The sequence below is a fragment of the Marinirhabdus gelatinilytica genome, assembly GCF_003353425.1.
Taxonomy (GTDB): Bacteria; Bacteroidota; Bacteroidia; order Flavobacteriales; family Flavobacteriaceae; genus Marinirhabdus; species Marinirhabdus gelatinilytica.
In genome coordinates this window covers 205637-222476 of record NZ_QRAO01000002.1, presented here as the reverse complement: position 1 = coordinate 222476, position 16840 = coordinate 205637, and the positions used below count along the sequence as shown (strand labels likewise).

At 42.0% G+C, this 16840-nt stretch carries 18 protein-coding genes and 1 pseudogene; 8 read left to right on the top strand and 11 right to left on the bottom strand.

Going from position 1 to position 16840, the window contains the following annotated elements; all coding sequences use genetic code 11:
• Window positions 1–48 precede the first annotated feature (48 nt).
• The 7 genes and pseudogenes from C8D94_RS15570 to C8D94_RS07050 form a co-directional block, all read left to right on the top strand.
• A pseudogene (locus tag C8D94_RS15570) lies at window positions 49–174 on the top strand (GxxExxY protein); the annotation flags it as partial.
• Window positions 175–268: 94 nt separating this feature from the next.
• Window positions 269–427, top strand: a complete 159-nt coding sequence (locus C8D94_RS15565; RefSeq protein WP_394340210.1) for a GxxExxY protein — start codon at window positions 269–271, stop codon at window positions 425–427.
• A 52-nt stretch (window positions 428–479) separates the two neighbouring features.
• Entirely contained in the window at window positions 480–854 is a 375-nt protein-coding gene (locus C8D94_RS07070; RefSeq protein WP_115123235.1) for a response regulator, read from the top strand.
• Window positions 855–990: 136 nt separating this feature from the next.
• Window positions 991–2031: an adenylate/guanylate cyclase domain-containing response regulator gene (locus tag C8D94_RS07065; protein WP_211308902.1), complete on the top strand. Its 1041-nt coding sequence runs from the start codon at window positions 991–993 to the stop codon at window positions 2029–2031.
• 102 nt (window positions 2032–2133) lie between these two features.
• The gene (locus tag C8D94_RS07060) at window positions 2134–2715 is read left to right on the top strand and encodes a Pycsar system effector family protein (protein ID WP_245946227.1); all 582 of its coding nucleotides are present in this window, start codon (window positions 2134–2136) and stop codon (window positions 2713–2715) included.
• Window positions 2716–2744: 29 nt separating this feature from the next.
• Window positions 2745–3080: a hypothetical protein gene (locus C8D94_RS07055; RefSeq protein ID WP_115123234.1), complete on the top strand. Its 336-nt coding sequence runs from the start codon at window positions 2745–2747 to the stop codon at window positions 3078–3080.
• A 70-nt stretch (window positions 3081–3150) separates the two neighbouring features.
• A complete protein-coding gene (locus C8D94_RS07050) occupies window positions 3151–4410 on the top strand; it encodes an MFS transporter (RefSeq protein ID WP_115123233.1) in 1260 nt (419 codons plus the stop codon).
• On the opposite strand, the gene C8D94_RS07045 is transcribed toward C8D94_RS07050, so the two are convergent.
• Window positions 4400–5659 carry a Y-family DNA polymerase gene (locus C8D94_RS07045; RefSeq protein ID WP_115123232.1) on the bottom strand — a complete coding sequence of 420 codons (1260 nt, stop codon included), beginning with the start codon at window positions 5657–5659 and terminating at the stop codon, window positions 4400–4402. The genes C8D94_RS07050 and C8D94_RS07045 overlap by 11 nt on opposite strands.
• Window positions 5656–6024, bottom strand: coding sequence for a S24 family peptidase (locus C8D94_RS07040; RefSeq protein WP_115123231.1), 369 nt, complete (start codon window positions 6022–6024; stop codon window positions 5656–5658). The genes C8D94_RS07045 and C8D94_RS07040 overlap by 4 nt, the downstream gene beginning before the upstream one ends.
• 169 nt (window positions 6025–6193) lie before the next feature.
• Here C8D94_RS07040 and C8D94_RS07035 point away from each other — a divergent pair, with 169 nt between their 5' ends.
• A complete protein-coding gene (locus tag C8D94_RS07035; protein WP_115123230.1) occupies window positions 6194–7618 on the top strand; it encodes an L-serine ammonia-lyase in 1425 nt (474 codons plus the stop codon).
• Here C8D94_RS07035 and C8D94_RS07030 read toward each other — a convergent pair whose 3' ends face one another.
• The 9 genes from C8D94_RS07030 to C8D94_RS06990 form a co-directional block, all read right to left on the bottom strand.
• A complete protein-coding gene (locus C8D94_RS07030) occupies window positions 7619–8278 on the bottom strand; it encodes a response regulator transcription factor (RefSeq protein ID WP_245946226.1) in 660 nt (219 codons plus the stop codon).
• An 8-nt stretch (window positions 8279–8286) separates the two neighbouring features.
• A complete protein-coding gene (locus C8D94_RS07025; RefSeq protein WP_115123229.1) occupies window positions 8287–9087 on the bottom strand; it encodes a sensor histidine kinase in 801 nt (266 codons plus the stop codon).
• A 62-nt stretch (window positions 9088–9149) separates the two neighbouring features.
• Window positions 9150–9773, bottom strand: coding sequence for a hypothetical protein (locus tag C8D94_RS07020; protein ID WP_115123228.1), 624 nt, complete (start codon window positions 9771–9773; stop codon window positions 9150–9152).
• 10 nt (window positions 9774–9783) lie between these two features.
• Window positions 9784–10161: a hypothetical protein gene (locus C8D94_RS07015; protein ID WP_115123227.1), complete on the bottom strand. Its 378-nt coding sequence runs from the start codon at window positions 10159–10161 to the stop codon at window positions 9784–9786.
• 84 nt (window positions 10162–10245) lie between these two features.
• A complete protein-coding gene (gene pgi, locus C8D94_RS07010; RefSeq protein WP_115123226.1) occupies window positions 10246–11808 on the bottom strand; it encodes a glucose-6-phosphate isomerase in 1563 nt (520 codons plus the stop codon).
• 12 nt (window positions 11809–11820) lie between these two features.
• Window positions 11821–12693, bottom strand: coding sequence for a BadF/BadG/BcrA/BcrD ATPase family protein (locus C8D94_RS07005; protein ID WP_115123225.1), 873 nt, complete (start codon window positions 12691–12693; stop codon window positions 11821–11823).
• A 1-nt stretch (window position 12694) separates the two neighbouring features.
• On the bottom strand, window positions 12695–13690 hold the full coding sequence (gene gap / locus C8D94_RS07000) for a type I glyceraldehyde-3-phosphate dehydrogenase (RefSeq protein ID WP_115123224.1): 996 nt from the start codon (window positions 13688–13690) through the stop codon (window positions 12695–12697).
• Between the two features lie 13 nt (window positions 13691–13703).
• On the bottom strand, window positions 13704–14690 hold the full coding sequence (gene pfkA, locus C8D94_RS06995; protein WP_115123223.1) for a 6-phosphofructokinase: 987 nt from the start codon (window positions 14688–14690) through the stop codon (window positions 13704–13706).
• 303 nt (window positions 14691–14993) lie between these two features.
• Window positions 14994–16835, bottom strand: a complete 1842-nt coding sequence (locus C8D94_RS06990; RefSeq protein WP_115123222.1) for a CocE/NonD family hydrolase — start codon at window positions 16833–16835, stop codon at window positions 14994–14996.
• Between the last annotated feature and the right edge of the window lie 5 nt (window positions 16836–16840).

Genomic DNA, 16840 nt, shown 5'->3' with positions numbered 1-16840 from the left:
AAGATTGTACGGATTGCACGGATAAAATGCGTAAAAAAATATAATACAATGGCTAATTTAAAATTTAACGAAATAAAGGGAAAAATAACTGGCGCTTCCTTCCAGGTACATACATTCTTAGGAAATGGTTTCCCCGAAGTTATTTATCAGCGAGCATTGGCTTTAGAGTTAGCAGAAGTTGGACTTTCTTTTCAACAAGAAATTGAACATAAGATTTATTATAAACGTTATACCAAAACCAATAGGAAAAAGAAGAGCAGATTTTGTTGTGGAAGAAAAAGTATTGGTAGAATTAGAAGCAGTTTTAGAATTACAAGATGCCCATTTAGCACAAGTATTGAATTATCTCAAAGCTTATAAACTAGAAGTTGGACTTCTAATCAATTTTGGTTCAAGGAGCCTAACATTTAAAAGACATGTACTATGATAAACAATAATCGAACATCAGTGAAATCCTTTAATCCATTAAAATCTGTGATATGAAAATATTGGTAGTAGATGACGAAAAAGACGTAAAGGATTTGTTTTTACAGCGTTTCCGGAAAGAAATCAAAAAAGGGGATATAGCTTTTGCTTTTGCTTTTTCTGGAGAAGAGGCCCTTACCTATTTAAAACAGCACAAGCAGGAAACAGTGTTGATATTATCCGATATTAATATGCCCGGAATGAGTGGACTGGAGCTGTTGGAAAAAATAAAAAAGAAGTACACCGCCCCGCCCCCTACCGTAATGATGGTAACAGCGTACGGTGATAGCGAAAATTATAACACGGCAAAGCGCTTGGGTGCAGACGATTTTTTAACAAAACCGGTAGATTTTAAAGTGTTGAAGGAGAAATTAATGAATAACAATTGACGCAGGACGAAATTGCTACGCAATTTTGACATAAGACAGTAAACGACATAAGAATACATTTTTTAGTCTTACGTCCTAGGTCAAAAAAAGCGCAAGCTTTTTAAATCTTATGTCGATTGTAAAAAAACCTAAAATTATGGCAAAGATACTTGTAGTAGATGATGAGGCAGATCTGGAAACGCTCATCAAACAGAAATTCAGAAAACAGATACGCGGCGGGGAATATCAATTTTTCTTTGCTGAAAATGGTAAAGTAGCATTGGAAAAGTTAAATATAGAGCCAGAAATAGACATCGTTATGAGCGATATAAACATGCCAGAAATGGACGGCCTCACGCTACTTTCAGAATTAAGTGAATTGAAGCCGCTCATAAAATCGGTTATTGTCTCGGCCTATGGTGACATGGATAATATACGTACGGCGATGAACCGTGGTGCCTTCGATTTTATCACAAAACCCATCAATTTTGAGGACCTTTCCCTTACCATGGAAAAAACCTTGAAGCACGCCAGGCACCTCAAGGAGACCCTCCAAGCCATTAAGGAAAATAATATCCTAAAGATGTACGTAGACGAAAATGTACTCAACTTTATGGGTAACAAGGAGTTTGAATCTACCATCCTAGCAAACGAAACCATCAAGGCAACCGTTGTTTTTATTGATATATGTGGGTTTACGGCCATAAGCGAAAGTGCTCCAGCCGATACTGTAGTGACTATGATAAACACCTATTTTGATGTGATGGTTAAAGAAATCATGGCGCAGGATGGCTTTATAGACAAGTTTATTGGCGATGCTATCATGGCAGTATTTCGAGGAGAGTATCATTTGGACCGCGCCATAGATGCCTCATTGGCGGTATGTGCAAAAATCAACAACCTCCCGTCCGTTGGCGACCAAGCGCAATTTAAACCCAAGGTTTCCATAGGCATAAAAAGTGGCGAAATGATTTCTGGTAACATAGGTTCAGCAAGTCTAAAAAGATTGGATTATACTGTTATTGGCGACACCGTAAATACCGCTGCGAGGTTACAAGATGTCGCAAAGGAAAACGAAATAATCATTAGTGAAGATTGTTACGAAAAGGTAAAAGAATCCTTTAAATGTGAAAGAGTGGGCGAAATTTCATTAAAAAATAAAGCAAAGCCAATGACTATTTATAAAGTAATTGAATAATGTTTACAGGAATTCCTGCAAGGCATTGCCACAGGCTGCTTTGTAGATGTAAAAGATGGAAAATACAACACCATATCCCTAGTACCTAATACTTCAAAAATTATGGAAAATAAAGATTCAGCAGAAGAAAAACCAGTCAAGCTACCAGAGCAACAAACAGCACCATCGCACACCGAAGAACTAGTTGACCATTATTGGGGGAGCATGGCACACGTAACTAGCCTGATTAAAGCAAGCGAGTTAAAGGCTGGGCTCATACTTTCATTTTACGGTATTTTGCTCAATTTTATATACCAAGCTACGGGAACCGTGCTACAAAACGTAACCGGAGATACTATTTTGTATACTTGCATTGGGCTTTGGGTGAGCTGTACGGCTATTTCGGTGTTTTTCTGTGTGCGGTGTTTTATACCCAAGATTGAAGGAAAGTTTAGTCCCAATGTATTTTTCTTCGGAGATGTAATCCGGAAGTTTGGCGACATAAAGGAATTTTCAAAAACATTCTACAATATAAGCCTGGATGAAGAAAAACTTTTTGGGCAATTGGGAGAACAAATCTTCATCATTTCAAAAATTGCTGCGTGGAAATTCAAAAATGTACAGCGGGCTATTTGGTTTCTTGCCTTTGGGCTCCTATTGCTCTTTATTACCGCAGGCTATTATGGCATTATAGTACTCACCTAAATAATATATCAATCTAAAAAAATAAAGTTATGGCTACAAAAAACAATAACTGGACAAAAACCGAACTACAGACCTATATCTTATTGCTCTGCGCAAATGCAGATAACGATGAAACTGAAGAAGAACTAAAAATGATACGCTCTAAAGTTGCAAAAGATACCTTTGAAAAAATGTATGAAAAGTTTTCAAAAGACACCGAAGAAGAGCGCCTCAAAAAAATAGACACCAACATTCACGCCCATACCTACTCGAATATGGAGTTGATAGATTTTAGAAGGGAAGTATACGAGATTTTCTTTTCAGACTGTGATTTCAAAATGATGGAAAAGCGCTTGGATTGGACGTTGGATAATATTTTATATTGAAAATACAAGTATTAAGTTTCAGGATTAAAATGTAACGCCTACCTTTTCAGCTACGTAAGAATATTTTTTTTTGAAACCTACCAAACCCGTAAAACAATCGCCATTATATATCATCCTGCTCATCCTAGCAGGAGAGGCAGCGTTTATTCTTCCCTTTGTATTGGCACGGGTCTTTAGGGCCACTGTTCTAGAAGTTTTTGATATAACCAATACCGAGATAGGCTATTGCTTCTCCATCTACGGCTTGGTGGCGCTGGGCTCTTACCTCGTTGGTGGCCCGCTGGCCGATAGGTTCCCACCCAGGAAACTCATGGGGACGGCACTGGTGCTAACCGCTTCGGGTGGGTTGGTATATGCAAACAATCCTTCCTTAACCACCCTTACGGTTCTCTATGGCTATTGGGGGTTTACTACTATCTTTCTGTTTTGGGCGGCAATGATCAAAGCAACCCGCATTTGGGGAGGCGATACCAGCCAAGGAAAGGCCTTTGGTTTTTTGGACGGTGGCCGTGGTTTGGTGGGTGCCTTGTTCGGGCTGTTGGGAGTGCTTGTTTTTTCTTGGTTTATACCAGATGGTTCGGTGGAGCTGAATACCTTCCAACAAAAGGATGCCTTTACAATGGTGGTGTATATTACTTCGGCCGTTGTGGCGCTGATTGGGGTCTCGGTTTTCTTTTTTCTGAAATCTGATAGTACCGGAAAAAAAGTCCTGAAAGAAAAAATCACCCTACAAAGTATCACAACCGTATTAAAATTACCTGCCGTTTGGTTATTGATGATCATTATACTCTGCGCCTACGTAGGCTATAAAATAACCGATATATTTTCACTCTACGCCAGGGAAATACTACTATACTCCGAAGTTGATGCAGCAAAAACAGGTACCTTCTTATTGTTTATACGTCCCGTGGTAGGGGTTGTGATCGGTTTCTTGGCCGACCGTTCCCGCCCCTCGCTCTATCTCTGTTTCGGGTTTTTACTGTCCATTTTGGGTGCCGTATTGTTTGCGTCTGGATTATTGGGCCCTGGTACTAATGGCCTCTTTTTCATGACCATAATCATTACTGCGCTGGGTGTTTATGCGGCACGGGTACTGTATTTCGCAGTAATGAGGGAAGGTAACATCCCCTTGGTACTTACTGGGACCGCTGTAGGTATTATCTCCTTTATAGGCTATACGCCAGATATTTTTGCAGGGCCTATGATAGGATACTTCTTGGACAACTTTGAAACCGTAACGGGCCACCACTATGTTTTCTGGTTGCTGGCTGGTTTTTCGACAGTGGGGTTCGTCGCTTCGGTAATTTTTTATAGGATTTCTAAGAAATAGTCAATAATTCGTTCCACTGCGTCGTCATACGTTTGCTGCGTTCTTTTTTAATGAGTTCCCATTCATTCACCCGGGTCCCGATCATAGCAGAGGCCACGGTAGATTTCCCAAATTTATTGTTCAACATATCAAAGGTGCGTATCAAATTCTTGTCGTTCAGTTTTGAAGAGAGAAAAAGATTGCCCTGCACATAGTCCTGCGGAATAAGCCCCGTAAGGTTTACCCCTACTTTTTTATAACGATACCCCGGTTTGTAGATAAGCTGGAGTGCTTTTCGCGCTTCCTTGATAAGCGCAAACGTATCGTTGGTGGGAATGGGCATGGTCACCGTCTTGCTGGCAGAATACTGTTTATCCACATTGCTGTGAAAATTGGTAATGATGAACACCTGCACATAGGTAGCACAGGATTTTTGCGCGCGCAACACTTCGGCGACCTCGCTTATGTAGTAGGCGCAGGCTTCTTCAATTCGCTCTAGATCGGGTAACTTTACCCCAAACGATTTTGCCGTACCAATCCCCTTTTTGGGTTTGGGCATGGTGGTAAACTCCAAACACGACTCGCCACGCAACTCGCGCCACAACCGCTCCCCTACTACCGTCATCTCTTTACGAACCCACTGTAACGGCAACTGTGTAAACTGGTAGGCACTGTACGCACCTACCTTTTCCAAACGCTGTACATGCTTTTTTCCCAAACCCCACACATCCTTGGTCTTGGCCCATTGTAGGGCTTTAATACGTTTTTTTTCGGTATCTATTACAAATACGTGCTGGGTACCGGGAACTTTCTTCGCCATTTTGTTGGCCAGTTTTGCCAGTACCTTGGTGGGAGCGATCCCTACGCCTACGGGAAGTCCTGTATACTGAAAAATTTGGTCTTTAATGGCCATTCCATACGTTTCCAAATCTTCAGTAATACCAGATACATCTACAAACGCTTCGTCTATACTGTACACCTCTACTGAAGGTGAAAAATCTCCCAAAATATTCATGACCCGCTGCGACATTTCTCCATACAAAGTGTAGTTAGACGAAAAAAAAACTACCTTATTCTTTACCAGAACATCCTTAATCTTGAACAAGGGCTCGAACATAGGGATATGGGTCAATGCTTTTGCTTCCTTATTGGCCGCGATAATGCACCCATCATTATTACTCAGCACCACTACGGGTTTCCCCCAAAGGTCTGGGCGGAACACCTGCTCACAGGAGGCGTAAAAGCTGTTACAGTCTACCATTGCTATCATCTTGCGTAGTGTATTATGTAGGTTATCACGCCCCAGAGGGTGCATTCCTCCTGTTCCCTATCAAAAGCGATACGGGCAACTTTAAACTCCCCATCTTGCACCACGAGTGCCAAATCATCAAAATTGGGTGAGAGCGATCTGTCCACGATCAACACATCATTTTTTAGAATGTTGAACTCTGCCCATGCACCGCTACCCACTCGTACGTAAAACGTGGCATCCTTGTGTATGGCCAACTCCTTGTGCAAGTCTATGGGAGTTTCCATATAATGTGTAGCTGCACTAGGGAATCCGGTTTGTTTGGACACCTCGGGGGCGTGGCGGTATGCAGCTTTTTTCAGTTTACCAGATGATGAAATTTCCATAGTTCAAAAGTATGGAATATTTCCAACAAAAAGGATTATTTCCATTATAAAATATTTCGATCCGCAGAGACAAACTGCAAATGGTCATGTGCTAAAGAATAAGGTGTATTTCATCATTTAGAGATATATTTCTACTGAAAAATTAGTAGGTTTACCTTAAATTTCAACTATGGAAAGTATCAGCGTTTTTGATATGCTAAGTATTGGTGTGGGACCATCCAGCTCGCATACATTGGGACCCTGGCGTGCAGCGTATATGTGGATTAAAAAACTACAGCAGCGCGAGCTATTTACCAGTGTAGCAGCCGTACAGGTAAACCTATATGGTTCTTTATCCCTTACGGGGAAAGGGCACGCGACCGATATTGCCGTGGTCATGGGACTTATGGGGACAGACCCTGTAACGTGTGACATAGAGCGTATACAACCCGAAATAGAAGCACTAAAAGCTTCCAATACACTAAAACTGAACAATGAAAAAAACATACCCTTCAGTTTTAAGGAGAACATTAAGTTCAACCGAAAATTTCTGGACTTCCATCCCAACGGAATCACTTTTGAAGCTACACTGCGCAACGGGAAGAAAACAAGGGATACCTATTATTCCATAGGCGGGGGCTTTGTGGTACAAAAGGAGCGTGCCCGTGCCAAGCGACAAAAAGAAAAGTTTAATAGTTTTCCCTACCGTGTTGCCCTTGCCTCGGAACTTTTGGAACATTGCACCAAGGAAAATATTTCTATAAGTGAACTCGTACTCACCAATGAACTTTCCCTACGGGACCCTGAAAGGATTGATGCTAAATTGAAAGCCATTTGGGATGTTATGCTGGACAGTATGTATGTGGGTTGCCACACCGAGGGCACGCTCCCAGGAGGGCTTAACGTAAAGCGCCGTGCTTTTGAAACCCACGAGAAACTAAAGGGAGATATCCCTTATAACAACGCTGTTGAGTGGATTGCCGCCATACGTGGTACCGAAGTTAAGTTTAGACAAATCCTAAAATGGGTAAGCTGTTTTGCCCTAGCTGTAAATGAAGTAAACGCATCGTTAGGAAGAGTGGTTACTGCTCCCACCAACGGCAGTGCTGGGGTGATTCCCGCAGTTTTGATGTACTATCTGGTGATTGAAAACCACGACGGTAATTTTGACGACATCAAGAAATTCCTGCTCGTAGCGGGCGAAATTGGGAGTCTTTTCAAGAAAAACGCTACCATAAGTGCCGCAATGGGAGGATGCCAAGCAGAGATTGGAGTATCCTCGGCCATGGCCGCTGGTGCCCTAACTGAATTGATGGGTGGTTCACCCGCACAGGTACTCATTGCCGCCGAAATTGCGATGGAGCACCACCTAGGACTTACTTGCGACCCCATTGCCGGCTTGGTACAAATACCGTGTATAGAACGTAATGCCATGGGAGCCATAAAGGCTATTAATGCTTGTGAAATGGCACTGGATAGAGACCCTGAGGATGTAAAGATCCCCTTGGACAAAGTTATTGCTACCATGTGGGAAACCGCCAAGGATATGACCAGCAAATACAAAGAAACAAGCGAGGGCGGACTCGCCGTACAGGTAAATATAAGCGATTGCTAACTATGAGATTTCAATAGGTGGGATAAGGTTGTGCTTTATGGCGAAAATCACTAGTCCCGCAAGGTTTTTTACTCCAGTTTTTGTTAAGAGATTTTTACGGTGTACTTCTACGGTTCGCGGGCTGATAAATAGTTTTTTTGCAATTTCTGGAGTAGTGAGTTGCTGGCATATCAACTCCAGTACCTCCTGCTCACGTTCGGTCAAGAAATCGGGATCGTGGGGAGATTTTAGGGTATCATGGTATTTTTTGTTGAGTATCTCCATAACGTGCCTATCGTAATAGAACCCGTTGTGGAATACCTGCTTCACCGTATGTATTACCTGTGCCGGGGTCGAATTTTTCACCAAGTACGCATTGGCACCCACATCTATCATATTTTTAATAAAGGGTTTGGTGTTGTAGGTGCTCAGGGCCACAACGCCTACTTCGGGATAGTGGGTGGTGATATGTTTGGTAGCCTCTACGCCGTTTACTTCGGGCATCTTTATATCGGTAATCACGATATCGGGCAGGGTTTCTTGGGATTCAAGATACGTTAAGAGTTCTTGTCCATTTTCAGCTTGAAAGATAACTTCCATGCCGGGCTCTCGCGAAAAAATATGGGCAATGCCCACGCGGAACAATTCTTCATCGTCTGCAATAACAATATTGATATCCAAAATATATACTAGTTTGTTTGTTTTGTCAAGACAACTTGCATGCCTTCACCGGGAGCCGAAACTATTTCTACAGTGGCATTGAGAATGGCCGCGCGGTTCTCTATACCGCTCAATCCCAAACCCTTTACTTTTTTACCGTCTTCCAGTGCAAAACCTTTTCCGTTGTCTTTATACTGTAAAGTTACTGTGTTTTTTTCAGCTACCAAGGCTATTGAAATAGTTTTTGCCTTAGCATATTTAAGGGTGTTGTTTACCAGTTCCTGTACAATCCTAAAAACGTGCAATCCTTCTTCTTTGCTGAAAATCCCTTCCTCATATTGAAAACGTGATGTTACCTGAAGCGTCCCACATTCCTCCACTTGATCGCACAGCTCTTCCAAGGCGGGTACCAGTCCAAATTTCTCCAACGCAGGCGGTAAAAGCTCGTGGGCAATACGGCGCGAACTCTCCAGCACAGTAGCAGTAACCTTGGCGATGCTTCCTCCTAGTTTAATGGCTTCTTGTGGGGTAATGTTTTGGTCTGTCAGGAAATTGGCATTCAAGGAAACAATGTTGAGCTTACTACTTATATCGTCGTGAAGATCCTGTGCAATACGCTTTCGTTCCGCCTCCTGTGTTTGCAGGCTGGCTTGCAGGACTTCTTGTTGGTGGGCAATTTGCAGGTTTGCTTTTTCCAGTTCGGTTTTAATTATTTTTTTTCGGGAAAAATAGAAAAACAGGATAATGGCAATGCCCATCAACACCAATAGCGAGATACCAATAAGCAGGATTGAGATAATTTGGATTTCGTCTGTCGGGGTATATTGCATGATAGCGAAGATACGATTTTACGACATTGGTATGAGAGAAACAGCATGTAAAAAGCTAGCTGTCAATATGCCTTTTTAGGACGATAATTACGGTACCATTCCAAAAATATTAAGATCAAAAAAATAAAGTAGGCAAATTCATTTATAAGGCCTATCTGTAACTGTATTTCTTTACTTAAGCCTAAACTCAATATTAAGTTTCCAGAGGCAAAAAACAATAAACTCGTTAAAAAATATAGAAGAACGCCCGTATTTACCAATAAGAATGTTGCTTTCCCAGACAAAGATTTAAAGTAGTAAAACAGTGCATAAATCACAATTACCGTTTGTGTAATGCTCACCCCTAAACCATTGTAATATTCATAGCTCTCCGGGCTCAAAACATACTGGACAATTAAGGTTACTACCACTGCTCCTACAAGCCAGCCTATCCATTTCTTTTTCAGTAAAAAGAAATAGAACAGTGACACCAATAAAAACTGACCTATAAAGTAATAAGAGAATAAAAATAGATTATCTATCTTTCTAGTAGCATAATAGAACAATAATCCTTGGACAATAGCAATAAAGAGCAGGTATAGTGTAAAAACCTTATAGGCTTTTCCAAATTTGGAAAAGCCTATAAAATATAGTATCGGTAGTATTACCGATACCAGTATCAAAAAATTGGTAAAGAAGCTCAGCAAAGTTTGATACTTAATTTAAAGAACTAGAGTCATCACAATGTGGGGGACAACGTTTGGTAAAATCCCAAACACTATTTACATTGCCCTCAGCATTACTAGGGTTGCTGGGCAGGAGATCCCGATACACTCCGCTACGGTCTTTCTCGGTGCCTACAATAATTAATTTTTCTTCGTTGGTGGTTGGGTCTACACCCAGATAGGCACGTACGCAAGCATCGGAGTTATCGTCCGGATTGCCCATCTCTGCCAGTACACCGTTTAAATCCTGTATAGGGATCAAAAAAGCATTACACTGGTTGTGGCTGTTGTAGTCGCTCTCCTCCGAACGCCATTGCGCAGTCCATGTTTTTGCAGTGTCTAAACTAATTTTTTTGTCTTGGTCACTCATAATTAAAAAATATTTGGTTAGTAATTATTGGGCAATACGCTATTACCCAACCATAAAAATAAAGAAACCTACGGTATGGCCTACCTATTTCTTTACCTTTTTAAAAATGGCCCGTGTAGACTTGTTCTGTAATACGCTTTCGTCTTTCTCCCTAATAGCTTGCAATATGGTCTTGGCCACACTTTTCCCCAACTCTACGCCCCACTGGTCGTAGCTATACATGTTCCAAACCACCCCCTGTACAAATGTTTTATGTTCGTACAGTGCTATAAGGCTTCCAAGGTTTTTGGGTGTGAGTTTCTCTATAAGGATTGTAGTAGTGGGTTTGTTTCCTTTAAAAGTTCGGTAAGGTTCACCACTCTTTGCTGGCTTGCCTTCCAATAGGGCTTCGGATTGAGCCAAGCAGTTGGCCACCAAAATATCGTGGTGCTCTTGCAGTCCGTGGTTGGATTGCGAAACGCAAATAAAATCTGTTGGGATACGTTTGGTCCCTTGGTGCAATAACTGGAAAAACGCGTGCTGTGCGTTGGTACCTGTAGCACCCCACACGATAGTTCCGGTTTGGTAATCTACCAAATTACCATTGCGGTCTATTTGTTTCCCGTTGCTTTCCATAACCGCTTGTTGCAGGTATGGTACCAGCTTGTTCAAGGCCTCGCTATAGGGAATGATAGCCTCGGTCTCGAAACCGTAAAAGTTATTGTACCAAATAGAGAGCATTGCCAATGCTACGGGTATGTTCTCAGAAAATGGAGCCGTCGCAAAATGTTGGTCCATCCCGTGAGCTCCCTTTAGCATTGTTTCGAAATTTGTATATCCAATGGCACAGCAAATAGAAAGCCCCACTGCGCTCCACAATGAAAACCTACCCCCAACCCAATCCCACATGGCAAAAGTATTCTGCGCCAAAATGCCAAAAGCCGCAACTTCTTCTGGATTGGTGGATACCGCTATAAAATGTTGCGCCACAGCTGTTTTGTTCGTTCTGTCCACAAACCAATCTTTTACCGTATGCGCATTGGTCAAGGTTTCTTGGGTGGTAAAGGTTTTGGATACTACTATGAACAAGGTGGTCTCCGGATCTACTTGCTGTAAGGTCCTTGCCACGGCATCACCATCTATATTCGAGATAAAATGCACGTTAATACCCTTGTTATAATCCTGTAATGCCGTACACACCATTTCTGGTCCCAAATGGCTTCCCCCTATACCAATGTTCACCACTGTATCAATAGGCTTCCCCGTATATCCCTTATATGTTTTGTTGTGAATGGCTTCAGAAAAAGCTTTCATTTTTTGGAGACCTTCGGCTACTTCGGGTTTCATGTTACTGAAATCCCGCAATGCCGTGTGCAGTACTGCCCTATCTTCGGTCTCGTTGATTTTTTCACCTTGGAACTGTGCTTCGATAGCCGATTTCAATGCTACCTCGTCTGCCAACTGAAGCAACAGTTCACGTGTTTTGGGCGTGATTCTGTTTTTTGAAATGTCCACAAAAAAGTCGTTCCATGAAATACTGAAATCGGTTGCACGGGCTGGGTTTTCAGCAAACAGATCACGAACGTCTACCTCCCTCATTTCATTAAAATGGGTCTGTAACGCTTTCCAAGCTTTGGTGGAAGTTGGATCTATCTTTGGCAGTGGCATACTGTGGATTTTTTACTGTTGGTCTTGGTAGTAGGTTATCAACCCATCAATGGGCCTTCTCACGATACTGCCCAATTGTAAGTTATAGGTTTTGAAACATTTTTTCAATAAGGTCGTGCTAAAATAGGCAATACTCCCCACAAAATGAATAGGAACATCTGCGGATTCTTTGTATGTGAGTATTCGGCACTCAATAAATTCCTCTATACCTTTTTCCAAAAGTTTGTAAAAGTAGCTTTCTGAGTTTTTCAGTTGGTCTTCCCTGGTTTCAATGGGAAGGAAGATAAATTCAGCAAAACTCGCTAAATATCTGTTGGCGTTGGGCTTCTTGTATAGGTTTGTTTTAATTTCGTCTGGGTCTAACTGGAAACGCGCTTCAAATTCCGAAGCTATTTCAGCAGGCATCTTTTTGTAGAAATAATCCCGCAACAATTGTTTCCCAAAGTAATTCCCACTTGCCTCATCCATCACAGAATAACCCAAGGATGGTGTGGCATTTCGTACCATTTCTCCGTTAAAATAACTGCTGTTGGAGCCTGTTCCCAAAATGCACACGATGCCAGGCGCTCGCGTGGTTGCATAGACCGCGGCAAGCGTATCCTCAAACACTGAAACCGAAGCTTCGGTAAAGATATCTTGTAATACTTTTTTCAGTACTGCTGAAGGTTTTTGTGTGCCACAGCCCGCCCCATAAAAATCTAACTTTGAAACTTTACTTGCAAACTCCATTAGCTTGGCGTTGTCCTTGACCCTTTGCTGGAGTTCCTCTTCCCCAGTCACGGCTGGGTTTAAACCAAGTGTACGGGTCTTGAGTACAACGTCCCTGGAATCGTCCAACAGAACCCAGTCGCATTTTGTAGAGCCACCATCGGTAAACAAGATCATATTACAGGTTTGAAGCGTAAACGGTCAACTCTACCAGTTTTGCTGAATAGCCATATTCGTTATCGTACCAAGCCACAAGTTTGAAGAAATTTTCGTTGAGTGCAATCCCTGCCCCGGCATCGAACGTACAGGTGTGCGGATCGCTCACAAAATCTTGGGAAACCACAGGCTGCTCCGTATAGTTCACGATTCCTTTATAAGTACCTTCTGAGGCTTTTTTGAAGAGCTTTTTTACCTCTTCATAAGTAGCAGGTTTTTCGGTGCGTACTGTTAAGTCCACTACCGAAACGTCTACCGTAGGAACCCTAAAGGCCATTCCCGTAAGTTTACCATCCAACTGTGGGATAACTTTTGTTACGGCAACAGCGGCCCCTGTAGAGGTGGGGATAATGTTTGCCAAGGCACTTCGGCCCAGCCTATAGTTTTTTCTTGAGGGTTGGTCTACGGTTTCCTGGGAAGCGGTAACCGAGTGAACGGTGGTCATGAGTCCTTCCACGATTCCCAGCTCATCGTTCATGATTTTTGCCATGGGTGCCAGGCAATTTGTGGTACAGGAAGCATTTGAGATAATGGTATCACTTGCCTTGAGACTGTTATGGTTCACCCCCATCACAAACATGGGAGCTGATTTTGAAGGAGCTGAAATAACCACTTTTTTTGCGCCGGCATCTAGGTGTGCATTGGCTTTATCTTTTTCAGTAAAAATACCCGTACAATCCATTACGGTAGTAACGCCCACTTCGTCCCAGGCTAAGTTTGAAGGATCCTTTTCAGAAGTTACCCTAATGTGTTTTCCGTTCACAATTAGATTTCCATCGGTTACTGAAACTTCTCCATCGAACCTCCCGTGTACCGAATCGAACTCCAACAGGTACGCTAGGTGCTCTACATCGAGCAGGTCGTTAATTGCAACCACTTCAACATTGTCTCGCTGTGATGCAATCCTGAAGGCTATGCGTCCTATTCTTCCAAAACCATTTATTCCAATTTTAATCATATTTCTTTGCTTTTTATAATGATGTTATATCTGCAACCCGTATAAGTTTTAGGTCTATTTCGTTCTTGCCCTTTAACGCTTCGACAATGGGAACTACAATTTCTTTTCCGTGCCTGATGCCTATCATGGCATCTCTTTTGCCTTCCATTAAGGCATCCACTGCCGCTACACCAAGACGACTTGCCAACACACGATCGTAACAACTAGGAGCGCCCCCACGTTGAATATGGCCCAATACAGTTACCTTAACTTCGTACTCCTGAAGGTTTTCCTTAATATATTCTGCCAATCCCAAGATGTTCTTGCCAATTTGATCTCCTTCTGAAACTACTACGATACTTGAGGATTTCCCCGCTTCCTTACTTCGTTTGAGAGAGGCAATTAAACGGTCTTTCCCAAGATCTTCTTCAGGAATCAATATTTCCTCGGCTCCTGCTCCAATACCTGCGTTCAGAGCAATGTCGCCAGCATTGCGTCCCATCACCTCTACCAAAAAAAGACGGTTGTGGGAGTTTGCCGTATCTCTAATTTTGTCTATGGCCTCTACCACAGTATTTAGGGCAGTATCGTAGCCAATGGTATAATCGGTGCCATTTATGTCGTTGTCAATAGTTCCGGGGATTCCAATAATAGGGAAGTTGAATTCTTCATTAAAAATTTTACAGCCTGTAAATGTACCGTCGCCACCAATTGCAACAAGAGCATCTATAGTTGCCTCTTTTAAGTTTTTATAGGCTTTTTCTCTTCCCTGTTTGGTCCTAAAATCTTCTGATCTGGCAGATTTTAAAAAAGTACCCCCTTGGTTGATTATGTTTTTTACACTTCTGGGTCCCAGGGGTGTAAAGTCTGCATCTATCAAACCCTGCAAGCCTCTATAAACGCCTACGCAGTCTACCTTATGGTAAAAGCAACACCTTACCACAGCACGTATTGCAGCGTTCATACCTGGAGAATCCCCTCCGCTTGTAAGGACCGCTATTTTTTGTATGGGTTGTTTCATTACAGTAAAACTAGCTTTAAATTTTGAAATAACCAGTATGGTGGGTTAACGATATCGTTTTCGGTAAATAACTTTCTGGAGAAACTGCCTTACATGTTAATTTTTAGTAAAATACGTGTTTGTACGTATGTGCTATTTTAAAAACTCTCATTATATTTACCCTGAATTAGTGAATTGTACACCACTATTCTTTTTGTGGGGATAAAAAGTCTAGTATGTGCAAATTTAAATTTACTAAGTTAGGTTTGTTATGAGCGTCTCTTCTAGGGGCGCTTTTTTTATTCTGAAAAGTTTTTTTTTGTGCTACTTCAGTATTGTAAATTCTACTGAAGAATCATTAAACACCTTGTGTGTTTGTTTCTGGAAATCTTCTTCTTTTGCATAAAATATATTCTCTACAAAAGTCTGCGGGTTGATATCTATATACGGAAACCACGTACTCTGCACCTGTACCTGAAGTTTATGCCCTTTCTTAAAAGTATGGTGTACATCCTGTAATTTAATGTTTACCGATGTTTTTTCATTAGGAACAAAAGGCTCTGGATTACTGAAATTGTTTCGATATCTTCCTCTTAACACCTCGCTACGTACCAGCATATGATAGTTCCCCATTTTAAGATGGTCTTGAGTTTCCTGGGTATCCTCTGCATCTGCTGGAAAAACATCGATCACCTTTACTACCCAATCGGCATCTGTACCCGTGGTGGCAACCTTGAGCTTTGCAAGAATTTCACCCGCTAGGGTCAAGTCCTCTGTAAATACGGGAGTTTCGAACACCAACACATCTGGACGGCGGGCGGCGAAACGTTGGTCGTCTGTCATAAACTTTCTAGGCGTAAAGACCATTTTTATGTCTTCGGAATACGGGACTGGTTTTTTTGGGTCGCTTATAAATTCTTCAAAGGTGTAGCTTCTTTCAGCAACATCGTTCAAACGCTGGTTGTTTTGTAGCCAAAAAGTTTTTTTCTGTGTATTTTCGGGAGGCCATTGGCTATACTCCTTCCATTGTAACGAGCCAGAATCGAACATATAGGCCTCTGGAAGATCTGGTTCTCCTTGACCATTCTCTTTTAAGAAATGACGGAAAAATTTGCTCTCGATATCCTTTTGGTAATTAATTGAAATATCGTCACCAAAATACACATTGCCAATGGCCTGGCGCTTTTTGGTTCGGGACCAATCGCCGTGGCTCCAAGGACCAAAAACCATTGTGTTGTAATTGCTGCTGGATTTTTCGATGCTCTTGTACGTTTCATAAGGTCCGTAAAGGTCTTCGGCATCGAACAAGCCCCCTACGACCATCACAGCAGGTTTAATATTATCTAAATGCTGTATGATGCCTCGTTTCTGCCAAAATTCATCATAATCTGGGTGTTCTTTTAACTGCGTCCAGAATACGTTATCTTTTCCGTAATACTGGTCGAGGTTTGAGAGCGGTCCAGCGTCCAGAAAGAACTGGTACTGATCCTCTGTGCCCAGATCTGGAAAACTGTACCACGCTTCTTTGGCAGGTTGTGTTTTCTCGTACCCAAATACTGAAGTTGCACGCCAATAACTCAACAAATAAGCGCCGTTATGATGAAAATCGTCAAAATAAAAATCGCCAATACACGCTTGTGGCGATGAGGCTTTTAATGCGGGGTGAGCATCCAGTAAAGAATACGTTGCGTAAAACCCAGGATAAGAAATTCCCCAAGTCCCCACACGGCCGTTATTATTGGGAACATTGTTTACCAACCACTCAATAGAATCGTAGGTATCACTGGCCTCATCGAACTGATTTCCTTTTTTGTTGGGGATGTAAGCACGCATATTATCATACGTTCCCTCACTCATCCAACGGCCACGGACATCTTGGTATACTACAATATAGCCCTCCTGCATCATAAATTCATTGGGAGCAATTTTTGAAGGGAACTGGTCCTCACCATAGGGTTTGCAGCTGTATGGTGTACGCTTAAGGAGAATAGGGTATTTTTTTGAAGTATCCTTGGGTGCATATATGGATGTGAACAGTTTGGTGCCGTCCCGCATGGTGATATATGTTTCAGTCTTTGTAAAATTATCCCTTACATAATCTTCGTTCTGGGCGATAGCAACTGCCACAAAAAGAAATGCCAATAGTACTGAAAACCTATACTTCATAATAT

Bases quoted from the DNA above. Each gene is read 5' to 3' on its own strand.
- C8D94_RS07070 (WP_115123235.1), top strand. From the start codon at position 480: ATGAAAATATTGGTAGTAGATGACGAAAAAGACGTAAAGGATTTGTTT.
- C8D94_RS07065 (WP_211308902.1), top strand. From the start codon at position 991: ATGGCAAAGATACTTGTAGTAGATGATGAGGCAGATCTGGAAACGCTC.
- C8D94_RS07060 (WP_245946227.1), top strand. From the start codon at position 2,134: ATGGAAAATAAAGATTCAGCAGAAGAAAAACCAGTCAAGCTACCAGAG.
- C8D94_RS07055 (WP_115123234.1), top strand. From the start codon at position 2,745: ATGGCTACAAAAAACAATAACTGGACAAAAACCGAACTACAGACCTAT.
- C8D94_RS07045 (WP_115123232.1), bottom strand. From the start codon at position 5,659: ATGATAGCAATGGTAGACTGTAACAGCTTTTACGCCTCCTGTGAGCAG.
- C8D94_RS07040 (WP_115123231.1), bottom strand. From the start codon at position 6,024: ATGGAAATTTCATCATCTGGTAAACTGAAAAAAGCTGCATACCGCCAC.
- C8D94_RS07035 (WP_115123230.1), top strand. From the start codon at position 6,194: ATGGAAAGTATCAGCGTTTTTGATATGCTAAGTATTGGTGTGGGACCA.
- C8D94_RS07025 (WP_115123229.1), bottom strand. From the start codon at position 9,087: ATGCAATATACCCCGACAGACGAAATCCAAATTATCTCAATCCTGCTT.
- C8D94_RS07015 (WP_115123227.1), bottom strand. From the start codon at position 10,161: ATGAGTGACCAAGACAAAAAAATTAGTTTAGACACTGCAAAAACATGG.
- pgi (WP_115123226.1), bottom strand. From the start codon at position 11,808: ATGCCACTGCCAAAGATAGATCCAACTTCCACCAAAGCTTGGAAAGCG.
- C8D94_RS07005 (WP_115123225.1), bottom strand. From the start codon at position 12,693: ATGATCTTGTTTACCGATGGTGGCTCTACAAAATGCGACTGGGTTCTG.
- gap (WP_115123224.1), bottom strand. From the start codon at position 13,690: ATGATTAAAATTGGAATAAATGGTTTTGGAAGAATAGGACGCATAGCC.
- pfkA (WP_115123223.1), bottom strand. From the start codon at position 14,690: ATGAAACAACCCATACAAAAAATAGCGGTCCTTACAAGCGGAGGGGAT.
- C8D94_RS06990 (WP_115123222.1), bottom strand. From the start codon at position 16,835: ATGAAGTATAGGTTTTCAGTACTATTGGCATTTCTTTTTGTGGCAGTT.